Source organism: Ruegeria sp., from assembly GCF_965221235.1.
Lineage (GTDB): Bacteria > Pseudomonadota > Alphaproteobacteria > Rhodobacterales > Rhodobacteraceae > Ruegeria.
Window position 1 is genome coordinate 2,499,728 of sequence record NZ_CBDCRS010000004.1, and the last position, 13,664, is coordinate 2,513,391.

Consider the following 13,664-nt stretch of genomic DNA (forward strand, 5'->3'; position numbering starts at 1 on the left):
CGGCTGTCAGGCTGACTATTTGAATACCGTTGGGGGCTTCTGTAACCTGCGCGGTAAGACGTGTACTGGATAGTGAACTCGATGATAATCAGACTTTTTGCTGCTATGGCCCTGATTGTGTGGGCATTCGCAGCGGCCTTCACCAGTGGTGCTGCGGCACAGGTTCCTTCGATCCCCGGGTATAGCTCGGGTTCCGGCGCTGAAGCCGACGCAACCGAGGACGGTGATCTGGCTGCTGCGATCCGCGCTGCGACCGACGCCGGGGCAAGCGTGATTGTCATCGACAGCACCGGACAGATCGTGTCCTCGGGCGCGCAGCAGGCAGACGCAACCGCAGGCGATGGCGAAGCCGGGTCGATGGGCGAAGGATCGCAACTGATGAAAGCGCAGGAGAGGTTCTCGGATTTCCGTGCCTCGATGCAGTCACGGTTGCAGGCGTTGCCTTATTCGATCTTCGAGGTGCAGTACATCCTGCGACAGACCAGTCCCGATGGCCGGATTCAAACCTATGTCGAGGTCTTGGTCTGGAACATCCTGTTCCTGCTTCTGGGGCGCTGGTTGTCGATTGAGATCTACGGCAAACGCATGGCCAAGCGGCTTGTCGTGGCGCGATCAAAGGAAAATCCGCAAGGCTACCGGGAAAAGATGCCGTTTCTGGTGTTCCGCTTTGTCATGGGAATCGGAGCAACAATCTTCGCGATGCTGATGGCCCTCATCGTTGGGTATCTGTTCTTTGGCGAAGCCGAAAATATCTCAATCCAGTTTACGGTGACGGCGATTTTCACGGCGTTTTTCCTGTCGCGTACGGTGTCCGATCTGTGGCGAATGGTCCTGTCGCCTTACCTCAGCCAGTACCGCCTGCCGCCATTTTCCGACCGGGACGCCAAGCGGCTGTATATCTGGGCTTCGGCGATCGCCACCTACGATATCTCGGTGGTGATGTTTGCCACATGGGTGGCGGACTTCGGGTTGAACTACAACGTCTACGCGATGGTTTATGGTGGCCTGACGATGTTGGGCGCGCTGGGCAATGTCCTTATGATCCTGTTCAATGCCCGCGCCATTTCCAACGCCATTCGCGGTGGCCGGGCACCGGATCAGGTGTCGTGGATTTCGCGTTTTATCTCTTATGCCTGGGCGCCGGTTCTGATCCTCTATATCGTTTTCAGCTGGTTCAAGCTGGCCGTCGATCTGGTGCTGGAGAACGAGAATTCGCTGCCGATTGTGGCCAGCAGCTATGCGATCTTTATGTCTGTGGTCGTGGCCTATGGCGCGATGAACTATCTGCTGGAGCGTTATTTTGACCGCAACCGCCAGATGGAGGATATGAACGCCGAAACCGCAGAGGCCGAGGTTGTTGCAGAACCTGTGGAAACGGCGGCGGCAGAGATGCGCAAGCACACGATCCTGACCTATGAGGATCTGGCGCGGCGCGTGGCGGGGATTCTGGCCTTTGTCGTGGGTCTTTATGCGTTGGTGGTGATCTGGAACCCGGATGCCAGCTGGAGCGAAGACCTGCCGATCGACCGGGCCTTGGATGTGATGATCATCCTGTTCATTGGCTATATCCTGTTCCACTTCTTCCGCATCTGGATCGACACGAAAATCGCCGATGAGATCGACGATGGCGGAGAAGAGGCCGAGCTGGGTGACGAGGGCGGCGAAGGCGGGCAAAGCCGTCTGGCCACGCTGCTACCCCTGTTCCGGGGTGCAATTCTGGCCGTTGTAATCGTCACCATCGTTCTCATCACGCTGATGGAACTGGGCATCAATGTCAGCCCGCTGTTTGCGGGCGCTGGTGTTGTCGGTCTGGCCGTTGGCTTTGGCTCGCAGACGCTGGTGCGGGATATCTTCTCGGGGGCGTTTTTCCTGCTGGATGATGCCTTCCGCAAGGGCGAGTATATCGACATCGGGGATGTGAAGGGCACGGTCGAGAAGATCTCGGTGCGCTCATTCCAGCTGCGGCACCATCTGGGTGCGCTGAACACCATTCCCTTTGGCGAGATCAAGGTGCTGACCAACTATTCCCGCGATTGGGTGATCATGAAGCTGCCGCTGCGCGTGACCTATGACACGGACGTTGAAAAGGTACGCAAGCTGATCAAGAAGCTGGGCCAGCAATTGCTGAGCGACCCGGTGATCGGTGAGAACTTTATCCAGCGGCTGAAATCTCAGGGCGTGATCGAGATGCAGGATTCGGCGATGATCATCCGGGTCAAATTCATGACCAAGCCGGGCGATCAATGGCTGGTGCGAAAGAAAGTGTATCAAGAGATCCGAGAGCTGTTCGCGCGCGAAGGTATCAAGTTTGCCCACCGCGAGGTCACTGTGCGGCTGGCTGATGGCAAAGAATCCGAAGACCTGACGCCGAAACAACGTGAAGCGGTCACTGGGGCCGTGCAGGCGGCGATCGACGAGGACTATCTGGACGATATCGGCCCCGGCGGCGACGACCGCTAGGGCGCACTCCCGCCCCTTTGGTCTGCGTCTCTGACGAGACGCCACCCAAAGCGTTGGGCCGGGCCGCGCGTGCCGCGCGGCGGTTGGATCAAGTCGACAGGGACGGCCAGACTGGTCGGGACGTTCCGAGTTTGGCGGCAGGCAGCGGCCAGGACATATTTGCAGGGCCGACCGTCAGGGCCGGTTTCAGGCGGTGGCCTTTGCCCCAGCCAGAGGTTTCGATCTGTTGCGCGAAGTCGGCGGGCGTTGCGCCGGTGATGTCTTCCTGCGCTTCAGATTTCGCAAGCGCCGCCAGCAACTCGGCCGTGCGGGCCAGAGACAACTGGGCGAGCATAATGGAGTTCCCAGACGCCGCCTCGGCCAGTGCCGACACCACCGCAGCGGCCATCAAATAGCCGGTTGCATGATCCAGCGCCTGAACCGGTAGCGGGGTGGGCTTGTCCGCCTTGGCCCAGGTTTGCCCGGCATCAGCGATGCCCGCGCTCATCTGCACCAGACTGTCAAACCCGCGCCGGGCAGACCACGGGCCCTGCCAGCCATAGGCGTTCAGCGTGACTTCAACCCGGTTCGGAGCCAGCTCATCCCGTTTGATGCGGGTCAAGCCCAAAGCGTCCAGCGCGCCGGGGCGGTATCCGTGGACGAAAACGTCCGCCTGCGCCAGCAGATCGTGCAGCTTCTTCAGCCCATCGGGTGACTTCAGGTCCATATAGGCGCAATGCTTGCCCAACGAGATATCGGGGATGACGCCCGGCTCATCCCATCCGGGTGGATCAATACGCAGAACCTCGGCCCCGAAAGCTGCCAGTGTCCGGGTCGAGACCGGACCGGCCAGAACACGGGTCAGATCCAGAACGCGCAGACCGGCCAGCGGGCGGCTTGCCGACGCTTGGGGACGGTCGCGAAGCGTGATCTGGCGCGGGTTGTCCCAGCCGATCAGGGGCGCGCGGGAGACTGCTCTTCCCTGCGGATGCTCCAACCATTCCGTGCGGCTGCGCATGGCCGCGGCAACGCCGCCTGCTGCCACGATTTCAGCTTCGAGATCTGCGATGGACCACGGCTTGAGGGCCTCAGACACCGCGTCCCGCGTCCCAGCCGTTCCCAGCACTTTCAAAGCCGCCGCCCTGTGGCGGGGCAGGTTGGTGTGCAACCTGACCCAGCCATCCGAGGCCTGATAGTCCCCGGCGATGGCATCCCAGAGGCTGGGCATCTCCCATCCCTCAGGCTTGAACGAAAACCCATACCAGAGCGAGGCCAACCGGTGATCAACCGAAACCACTGGGGTGGCAGGTGCAAGGTTCATTGCAGCAATCAGCCGGGCCAGTTCCTGCCCTACGGCCGCAAAGCTGGCGGTTGCCAGTTCCGACACCGCAAAGGCGCTTGGGCGCGCTCCCCCACCGGTCGTTTTGTAGCGGTCCGGTGCTGGGAGAGCAGAAATAAGTGTCATTGCTGATATGGGTCCAGACTGTCGCGCAGGCCATCACCGAGGAAGTTGAAGGCCAGCACCACCACGATGATCGGCAGCATCGGGATTGCCGTCCACGGGTAAATCTCGATCGAGGCAAGGTTCTGCGCATCATTCAGCATCACGCCCCAACTGACGGCTGGCGCGCGCAGGCCAAGGCCAAGGAAGCTGAGCGCCGTTTCCCCGAGGATCATTGCCGGGATCGACAGGGTGGCCGAGGCGATCAGGTGGGACATGAAGTTCGGCAGCAGGTGCTTGCGGATCACGCGGCCCGAACTTGCGCCCATCATCTCGGCCGCGCGGACGTATTCCTCTTCGCGCAGTGACAGGAATTTCGCTCGCACGGATCGGGCCAGGCCCGGCCAGTCAAGAATGCCGAGGATGATCGAGATGATGAAGAACACCGCAACGGGGCTCCAGTTCGACGGTACCGCTGCCGACAAAGCCAGCCACAGGGGTAGTTCGGGAAGCGAGCGCAGTATCTCAATCACGCGGTTGATGACCCAGTCGATTTTGCCGCCGAAATACCCGGCCATCGACCCGAATATGATGCCCAGAAAGAACGATATCGAGATACCGATCAGACCCACAGTCAGTGACAGTTGCGCACCATAGAGGATGCGGCTGAACACATCCCGGCCTAGACGGTCCGACCCCCACAGGAATAGCGTCGCGCCTTCGGGTGGGCAAAACAGGTGAGTGTCGGACTTGACCAGGCCAGCCAGCTTGTACTCAGCGCCTTCGCAGAAGAACTGGATCGGGCGTGGGTCATCCGTGTCGGTGACGGCTTTCCATTGGAATGTCTCAAGATCGGCCTCGATCACAGTTGGGTATACAAAGGGGCCGAAGAACTTTCCGTCATGAAACCAGTTGATGCTTTGGGGCGGGGCATAAAGATGTTCGTCAATACGCTCGTTGGCGCCATAGGGGGCGATGAACCCGGCGAAGGGCAGCATCAGGTAGCACAGCAACAGGAAGATGCCCGAGATCAGACCCAGCTTATGGGTGCGAAACTTGCGCCAGACCAGAACCCAGTTGGGCGCGTCCAGATCGGCGCGCTCCAGCTGTTGCAGGGCGGCGTCCGGGTCGTAAGGGGCGTCGTCGACATAGCGACCGTCAGGATGTTGGGTCATGCTTCACGCCCCTCGTACCGGATGCGCGGGTCCAGCATGACCAGCAGGATGTCAGAGATCATGGTGCCGATCAGAGTCAACAAGGCCACGAACATCAGGATAAAGGCAGACAGGAACTGATCCTGCGTTTTCAGCGCGGTCAGCAGGGTTGGGCCAATGGTTTGCAGACCCAGAACCACCGAGACCAGAACCGAGCCGGATACCATCGAGGGCAGCAGGTTGCCGATGTCAGCCACAAAGGGGTTAAATGCCACGCGCAGCGGGTATTTCGTCAGCATCCGCGACGGAGCCATACCTTTGGCAATGGCAGTTTCCACGTAGGGCTTACCCAGCTCGTCCAGCATGTTGGCGCGCAGGCGCTGCATCATGGCCGAGGCACCCGACGTGCCGATCACAAAGGTCGGAACGATCAGGTGGACGAGGATGGACTTCAGCTTCTCCCAGCTCATTGGCTGGCCTTCGAACACGGGGTCCATCAGGCCCCCGATGGGGAGGTTGAAATAGCGGTGCCCGTAATAGAACAGGATCAGAGCCAGCAAAAAGTTCGGGGTCGCCAGACCCAGATAGCCGACAAAGGCCGAAGTATAGTCAATCCATGTCCGCGAGCGCGCCGCGGCGAGGACGCCCAGAGGCAGCGCAACCGCGTAGACGAACAGAATCGCGGCCAGATTGACCACAACGGTCAGCCACAGCGTATCGCCTACAATATCGGCCACGGGGCGGTCGAATTCAAAAGACCAGCCATAGTTGCCTTGCAGCAGCCCTTCGAACCCGTGGGGGCCGGGCCAGAACCCCATCCAGATCAGGTATTGTTCCCAGACCGGCCGGTCCAGAGCGTATTCCGTGCGCAAAAACTCAGCCTTGGCAACACCGGCGGATTGGCCCGAGGCCTGCAATTCCGCGATTTGGTTGCTCAGGTAGTCACCGGGCGGCAGGTTGATGATCACAAAGATCAGCACCGACACTACCAGCAGCGTCAGCAGCATCGTGAAAAAGCGATAGACTGCATAGCGCAGCATAACCATTTAGCTGCTCCTGATCAGTCGACGAAGAAGAACTCGTCTGGCCGGTGAACCCCGAAATGCGCACCGGGCTCCCACGCCCACATGGCTTGTTCTGGGACGTTGCGCAAACGGTTGGAAACCACCACTGGCTGTGGCGCGCCGTTCAGAATGCCAATTGCATATAGCTGGTCGGCGTGGATGTTCAGCATCTCGGTCCAGACGGCCTTGCGTTCTTCATCGGTCGTGGCGATTTCCCATTCATGGGCCAGTTCCATCAGGCGTTCGGCCTCGGGCATGTCGGGCGCTTCGCCCACGTCGCCGCCGGTTTGGTAGTACTGACCCCATTTGGGCCATGCGAGAAACACCTGATCTGTCGGCGCCAGATACGCAGGCGAGGTGTGGGTTTGCGGGATACCGTCATCCCAGCCGAACCAAACCGAGGCCATGGTATTGCCCGCAAATACACGGTTGCGCAAAATGTCCCGATCCAGCGGGCGCATGACCAGATCCACCCCGATCTCACGCCAGGTATCGGTGACGATCTGCAAGGCATTCTCGACCTCTTGCCGTTCACCTGCGGTCTCGATGATCAGTTCCATCGGGCGGCCATCGGGCAAGAGACGAATGCCGTTCTTGTCGCGCTCAACCAAACCGGCCTCGTCCAGCAGGGCATTGGCCATCTCGACATCGTATTGCGCCCAGGCCTTGGCGTTGTCTTCATTGTAGAACGGAGACGCGGGCAGCACCGACATCGCGCCCGGCTGCGCCAGCTTGAAATACAGCGCCTGATTGATCGTCTTGCGGTCGATCGCCAGCGACAGAGCGCGGCGCACACGTACATCGCGCAGTATGTTCCGCCAGCCTTCATCGGCGAAGTTCAGGTTCGGATAGATCGCGATCTGCGATGCCACGCCGGTTTTCCAAAGCAAGGTCTTGTAGTTGCCGCCCTCTTCACCCTTTTTCAGGATCGAGGCATCGCGGAATGCCAGCCCACGCCCTTGTAGGTCGGTTTCGCCCGCATTTGTCTTGGCGGCGACGAGGCCCGGGGCCACGATCTCCATCTCGACCACGTCGATATAGGGTAGCTGCACGCCATTGCTGTCGATGCGGTGGTAATAGGGATTGCGCACGAAATTGTGCCGGATTTTCTTGCCCGAACTCGCGTTTAGCCAGGGCTGAAGCGTCGGCAATTCGTGGTTGTCGAACTTGTACAGATTATCCAGCTTGTTGTGCAGCGCCGCCCAGCTTTTGACGCGGGTGTCTTCGACCAAAAAGGCCAGTTCGTCCGCGTCGGCATATTTCTCGTGATATTGTTTCAGAAACTCAGATGGGCGGTAGATGAAGGGCGGTCGCGCCTGTGCCAGAGACTGTAAAAAGTCGGGGTTGGGATCCTGCCATTCAAAGACCACCGTGGTTTCGTCCGGGAAGGAAACTGTCGGCGTCTTGCCCTCGACGATCAGAAAATCCGGTGGGCCCGAGGGGCTGAGAAGCGGATTGTTCGCAACATCTTCCCACCAGTACCGGAAATCCTCGGACGTGAAGGGCGAACCGTCGGACCATTTGTGTCCTTCACGCAAGTTCAGGGTGAACTTGCGATTGTCCTCGTTCTCGAACGACTCCAGCAGGTCAGGAACGATTTCATAATCCTGACTGAATCCCACCAGTCGAGCGTAGCCATAAACCACCATCTGGCGGATATCCTTGGATCGCGTCACCATCGTGCGCAGGGTCCCGCCCGGTGTGCCGAATTCGCGCCCTTTGGCGGACAAATCGACAATCAGTGGTTCTGCTGGCAGGCGTTCGGCAACAGGCGGAAGGTTGCCCGCGCTGACCTCAGAGGCCCAGAATTCGCTTTCCTGGGGGGTAGGAACCTCTGCCGTGGCAGGCAACATCCACGCAGCAGCCAGTGTGGCGGCCAGAAACAGGGGGCGAGGGGTCTTAAACATGGCATCGTACCTTATGGCCGGGTTCCATCTCTACCAGTGAAGGTATCACGGAGTCGGTAAATCGGAAGGCGTCATCCCAACTGTCTGGCGAACCTGCGCCCAACGCAACCAATTTTAGGTCGATGGGTCGGTTGATGTCAGGTTCAGGCTGAGCGGCAATCAGCGCCTTGGTGTATGGGTGGCGGGGATTGTAGAAAAGCGTTTCGGGCGGGGCCTGTTCGACCACCAGACCACGGCGCATCACGGCAACCTCGTCGGCGATGCGCGCCACGACGGCGAGGTCATGAGAGATAAAGAAGTAGGACAGATTCAGACTGTCCTGAAGGTTTTCGAGAAGGGTCAGAATCTGCTCTTGCACGGACACGTCCAGCGCCGAGGTCGGCTCATCACAGACGATCAACTGCGGGTCCAGCATCATCGCCCGGGCGATCGACAGGCGCTGGCGCTGACCACCGGAAAATGCATGCGGATAGCGTTTCAGCATGTCTGCATTCAGGCCCACCCGCTGCAGCATCTCGGCAGCCCTGTCGCGTTGTTCGGCAGGGGTTCCCATCTTGTGAATTTCCAGCGGCTCGGTCATTGCGTCCTGAATCCGCATACGAGGGCTGAGCGAGCTGTAGGGGTCCTGAAACACCATCTGCGCCTTGCGCTGAAAGGCGGTGCGCTGGGCGCGGGTCATGTGGTGAACAGTGATCGGGTCGTCTGAGGCCGAACTGCGAAACAGAACCTCGCCCCCTGAATCCGGCGGTTCTGCGCCCAATGCAATCCGGGCGGCTGTTGTCTTGCCAGACCCGCTTTCACCCACAATGGCCAGTGTCTTGCCGCGGGCCAGCTTCAGATCGACTCCGCGACAGGCGTGGATCAGGCGTTCCCCCTGCCAGCCCTTACTGGACCGCATGGTGTAGGTCTTGGAGACCTCCTTCATTTCAAGGATCAGATCCTCGTCGGGCATGGGAATGCCGACCGCGTCCTTGTCCGGGATCTCGGGGGCCGCGTTGAACAATTGCTGGGTATAGGGATGGGCGGGCGCGGTCAGGATCGGCGCGGCAGCGCCCGATTCCATAACACGGCCCTTATGCATGACAACGACCTGCTCGGCCATGTTGGCCACGACGCCTAGATCGTGCGTGACCAGAATCAAGGCCATGCCAGTCTCGCGCTGCAATTCCTTGATCAGTCCCAGAACCTGAGCCTGTGTCGTAACGTCAAGCGCAGTTGTCGGCTCATCCGCGATCAGAAGTTCCGGCTTGGACACCATCGCCATTGCAATCATCGCGCGTTGGCGCATGCCACCGGACAATTCAAAGGGGTAAGAATCATACGCCCGTTGAGGGTCGGGGAAGCCAACACGCTCGAACTGGGTGATCACCTCTTTGCGAGCCTCAGCCTCGGACGCACCCCGGTGCAGCCACAGAACCTCGCTGACCTGATTGCCGATCTTGTGCAGCGGTGAGAGCGACCGCATCGGCTCTTGAAAGATCATTGACACGCGGTTGCCGCGAATGCCGCGCATCTCGCGTTCGCTAATCTGGGTCAGGTCGACCATGCCTTTGGAATCATTAAGGGTAATCGTACCGCTGCGAATCTGAGCCGTGCGCGGCAAAATACGCAGAGCGGCCCGGCACGAGATGGTTTTGCCCGACCCCGACTCGCCTACCAGGGCCAGCGTCTGACCGGCCTCTACATCGAAGGTCACGCCTTGGACGACGGCCTCACCCGCACCAAAACCGATGCTGAGATCGCGGACGGACAACAACGCAGTCATGCGGGTTTTCCACCCGTTCGGCCGTAGGTCGGCATCGGCTTGATCAACTCCCTGTGTTTTTTTTGTGCAGTTTCGCGCGGTTGGTGCGCGCTAGTCAAACCCGTTCTTGGGCCGAAATGTCGCGAATTTGTGAAACTGACACCAATTTGCCTACACAAAGTCTTGAGGATTTGTCATCAAATGCCTGTCGGCCACATCTGATAAGTCGACTTACTATCAAGGAGATATTTCCACGTGTCCGACGACCAAAGCCGACTCGATCTGTTCATTGACCGTATGGTTTCGCAGCGCGCCTGTCTGGATTTCGCCATCGCCGAAACGCGCGGCATGTCCGGCCCGGTGTTCGAGTTGGGCCTGGGCAACGGGCGCACTTACCATCACATGGTGCAATACGTGAAAAATCGCCCGGTATATGTATTTGAACGGGCTGTCGCCTCTCACCCGGATTCTACACCGCCGGAAGACCGCGTGATTTTGGGCGATGTGCGCGAGACACTGCCGGCCGCCGTGGGCCGGTTCGGGGCAACCGCCAGTTTGATTCACGCCGATTTGGGCGGGCATAATCGCGAAAAGAACGACGCGTTTGCCCGGTTCGTCTCGCCCTTGATTGAGCCGCTGCTGGCAGAAGGTGGATTGATGGTATCCAGCGACCGGATGTATTTTAAAGGCCTGACCGAATTGCCGCTGCCACCTACCGCCGTTGAGGGCAGGTGCTTTATCTATCGGCGCTGAGACACAGGAGCGTTCCATGCTGTTTTACGATTGCTCGACCGCTCCGAATCCACGCCGTGCCCGCATGTTCATTGCCGAAAAAGGGCTGACCATCGAAACCCGCGAGGTCTCGATCGCCAAAGGCGAACAACTGAGCGATGCGTTCAGGGCGATCAATCCCAATGCGACGGTTCCGGTTATGATCACGGATGAAGGGACGACGCTGACCGAAAATCTCGGCATCGCGGCCTATCTCGATGCACGCTTTCCTGAGCCGCCTTTGATGGGGCGCACCCCGGATGAAAGGGGTAGGGTTCTGATGTGGCACAGTATTGCTGAGCATAAAGGCGGCTTGCCCATCGCAGAAACCTTGCGCAATACACATCCCGCTTTTACCGACAGGGCGCTCCCGGGTGTCGAGAATCACGCTCAGATTCCCGAGCTTGCACAGCGGGGCACCAAGCGCATCGCGCATTTCTTTGACCTGCTGGAAACCCGCCTGACAGATAGCCCCTATTTGGCCGGGGACGAATTTACGCTGGCGGACATCACGGCTTTTGTCTTTGTCGACTTTGCCCGTGTGATCAAAACGCGGATTCCACAGGAAAATTCGGCCACTGTGGCGTGGTACGAAAAGATCGGCGCGCGGCCCAGCGCCCAGCTTTAAATCTCTTGGTTTTGGCTGGTGGCGATGTGTGTCTCGAACTGTACAGAAATGTCTAGACAGAAGTGAACAGTGCGTCTAGCGTCCTCTCCGAGTCATGCAGGGGAGAGCAGGATGAAATCGCAATATCGCGTTGTGGTCATTGGGGGCGGCGTTGTGGGTGCCTCGGTTCTGTATCATCTGGCCAAATTCGGCTGGTCGGATGTGGTGATGCTGGAGCGGCGGCGGTTGGCCTCGGGGTCTTCTTGGCACGCTGCGGGCGGCATTCACGCGCTGAACGCTGATCCGAACATGGCCTCTTTGCAGGCCTACACGATCGACCTGCTCAGCGAGATCGAAAAGGAATCGGGTCAGAATATCGGCTTGCATATGACAGGCGGCCTGACCCTTGCCGGGACCCCGGAACGGTGGGAGTGGTTGCAGGCCAATTACCGCATTTTCCAGTCCATCGGCATTGATGACTGTGAGTTGCTGTCCCCGGAAGAAGCGCAAAGGCGCTGCCCCATTATGTCTACCGATGGCGTGCTGGGCGCGATGTGGGCGGATCGTGAAGGTTACATCGACACGACAGGCACGGTGCAGGCCTACGCGACAGCGGCCAAGAAACGCGGTGCCGAGTATTACGAGGAAACCAAGGTCGAAAGCCTGACGCAAACCGCCGATGGCTGGCAGGTTGTGACCGACAAAGGCACCATTACCTGTGAACACGTCGTCAACGCGGCGGGTCTCTGGGCCAAGCAAGTGGGTCGGATGGCCGGGGTGGAACTGCCGGTCTCGCCGCTGAAGCACCATTATCTGATTACCGACACGGTGCCCGAAGTTGCGCAGGCGGACTTTGAGATGCCAATGACCGTGGACCTCGAAGGGTTCACCTATATGCGGCAGGACCAGAAGGGCGTTCTGGTCGGTATCTATGAGGTCGATCACGAACACTGGGCCATGGACGGCGCGCCGTGGAACTATGGCGAGGAGCTGTTTCAGGAACAGCTCGACCGCATCGAGAACGAGTTGACGCTGGGCTTTGAACGGTACCCCTCGATCCAGAACGTCGGCATCAAAACATGGGTGAACGGCGCGTTCACCTTCTCGCCAGACGGCAACCCTCTGGTCGGACCCGTGCCGGGCAAGCGAGGCTATTGGTCGGCCTGTGCGGTGATGGCGGGCTTCCTGCAAGGCGGTGGCGTCGGCAAGACGCTGGCCGAGTGGATGATTCACGGCGAGCCCGAGGCCGACGCATGGCCGATGGACGTGGCACGTTACGGCGATTTCGCTCAAAACAAACGTTACATCCGCGAGACGACGGGCCAGTTCTATTCCCGCCGCTTCGTGATGACTTACCCGAACGAACAACTGCCTGCCGGTCGTCCGCTGAAGATGGCCCCAGCCCATGATGCGATGACCGAGGCGGGCTGCAAGTGGGGTGTCAGCTGGGATCTGGAAGTGCCGCTGTATTTTGCGCCGAAAGGGTTTGAGGAAACGCCGACGCTGAAACGCTCGAACGCGCACGATATCGTGGCCGAGGAGTGTAAAGTGATCCGCGAAGGTGTGGGCCTTCTGGATATCTCGGGCTTCTCGCGGTTCGAAGTTAGTGGGCCGAATGCCGAAGCGTGGCTGGACAAGGTCATGGCCTCGAAATTGCCCGCGCCGGGCCGGGCCAAGCTGGCTCCGATGCTGGGTGAGAACGGGCGGCTCAAGGGTGATCTGACCGTGCTCAACTGGGGTGATGGCACATGGTGGATCATGGGCAGCTATTACCTGCGCGCTTGGCATAAGCGCTGGTTTGATGACCACATGATTGATGGCGTCGATATTCGTGATTTGGGTGAGGAATATTGCGGCTTTGCCGTGGTCGGTCCGAAATCACAGGCCGTGATCGAAAAGTTGGCGGAGCAGGATATCTCTGGCCTGAAATTCATGGGCTGTGGGGATTTTGACATCGGCCTCGTCCGCGCGCGTGTCGCGCGCATGTCCGTAACCGGTGAGAAGGGCTATGAGATCAACTGCCGCTACGGCGATCACATCAAACTGCGCCGGATGCTGCTTGAAGCCGGGGCTGATGAAGGCATCCGCGAATGTGGCTTCAACGCGATGCTCTCGACCCGTTTGGAGAAAAGCTTTGGCATCTGGTCGGCGGAGTTCACGCAGCTTTATACGCCGGGGATGACCGGGATGGATCGCTGGATCGATTGGGACAAGGATTTCGTCGGCAAAGCGGCGGCGGTCGCTGAACGTGACGGCAATGGCCCGGCACAGGTTCAGGTGACGTTGGAGGTCGATGCGCTGGACGCCGATGCCAGCGGGTATGAGCCGATTTGGGCAGACGGAGAACGTGTAGGTTTTGTGACCTCGGGGGGGTATGGCCATTACACGGGTACGTCGTTGGCGATGGCGCTGGTTAACCGGGACAAAGCCGATCCGGGTACGGAACTGACGGTGCATGTGGTTGGCGTCGAACGCCCTGCGCGTGTGGTTGCGCCGTCCCCCTACGATCCGCAGGGCAAGGCGATGAGGGGCTGAGG

General features: G+C 59.6%; 9 protein-coding genes. 4 read left to right on the forward strand and 5 right to left on the reverse strand.

The genetic code is table 11. From position 1 onward, the window contains the following. Window positions 1-81 precede the first annotated feature (81 nt). Window positions 82-2,460: a mechanosensitive ion channel domain-containing protein gene (locus ACOQOY_RS15805; RefSeq protein WP_420586320.1), complete on the forward strand. Its 2,379-nt coding sequence runs from the start codon at window positions 82-84 to the stop codon at window positions 2,458-2,460. 88 nt (window positions 2,461-2,548) lie between these two features. Here the strand turns inward: ACOQOY_RS15805 and ACOQOY_RS15810 are convergent, their stop codons facing one another. Genes ACOQOY_RS15810 through ACOQOY_RS15830 form a run of 5 tightly spaced genes read right to left on the reverse strand, consistent with a single transcriptional unit; the run spans window position 2,549 to window position 9,770 of the window. Further along, complete coding sequence (locus ACOQOY_RS15810; protein ID WP_420586321.1) at window positions 2,549-3,904, reverse strand: CoA transferase; 1,356 nt, start codon at window positions 3,902-3,904, stop codon at window positions 2,549-2,551. Next, window positions 3,901-5,055, reverse strand: coding sequence for an ABC transporter permease (locus tag ACOQOY_RS15815; RefSeq protein WP_420586322.1), 1,155 nt, complete (start codon window positions 5,053-5,055; stop codon window positions 3,901-3,903). The genes ACOQOY_RS15810 and ACOQOY_RS15815 overlap by 4 nt, the downstream gene beginning before the upstream one ends. Then, window positions 5,052-6,080: an ABC transporter permease gene (locus ACOQOY_RS15820; protein ID WP_420586323.1), complete on the reverse strand. Its 1,029-nt coding sequence runs from the start codon at window positions 6,078-6,080 to the stop codon at window positions 5,052-5,054. The genes ACOQOY_RS15815 and ACOQOY_RS15820 overlap by 4 nt, the downstream gene beginning before the upstream one ends. 14 nt (window positions 6,081-6,094) lie before the next feature. Further along, a complete protein-coding gene (locus ACOQOY_RS15825) occupies window positions 6,095-8,005 on the reverse strand; it encodes an ABC transporter substrate-binding protein (RefSeq protein ID WP_420586324.1) in 1,911 nt (636 codons plus the stop codon). Further along, window positions 7,998-9,770, reverse strand: a complete 1,773-nt coding sequence (locus tag ACOQOY_RS15830) for a dipeptide ABC transporter ATP-binding protein (protein ID WP_420586325.1) — start codon at window positions 9,768-9,770, stop codon at window positions 7,998-8,000. Before ACOQOY_RS15830 ends, ACOQOY_RS15825 begins: the two co-directional genes overlap by 8 nt. A gap of 234 nt (window positions 9,771-10,004) precedes the next feature. On the opposite strand from ACOQOY_RS15830, the gene ACOQOY_RS15835 reads away from it, so the two are divergent. The 3 genes from ACOQOY_RS15835 (at window position 10,005) to ACOQOY_RS15845 (ending at window position 13,662) form a co-directional block, all read left to right on the forward strand. Next, window positions 10,005-10,502 carry a class I SAM-dependent methyltransferase gene (locus ACOQOY_RS15835; protein ID WP_420586326.1) on the forward strand — a complete coding sequence of 166 codons (498 nt, stop codon included), beginning with the start codon at window positions 10,005-10,007 and terminating at the stop codon, window positions 10,500-10,502. Window positions 10,503-10,518: 16 nt separating this feature from the next. Continuing rightward, window positions 10,519-11,148: a glutathione S-transferase family protein gene (locus ACOQOY_RS15840; protein WP_420586327.1), complete on the forward strand. Its 630-nt coding sequence runs from the start codon at window positions 10,519-10,521 to the stop codon at window positions 11,146-11,148. A 111-nt stretch (window positions 11,149-11,259) separates the two neighbouring features. Further along, window positions 11,260-13,662, forward strand: coding sequence for a GcvT family protein (locus ACOQOY_RS15845; RefSeq protein ID WP_420586328.1), 2,403 nt, complete (start codon window positions 11,260-11,262; stop codon window positions 13,660-13,662). The last annotated feature ends 2 nt before the right edge of the window (window positions 13,663-13,664 follow it).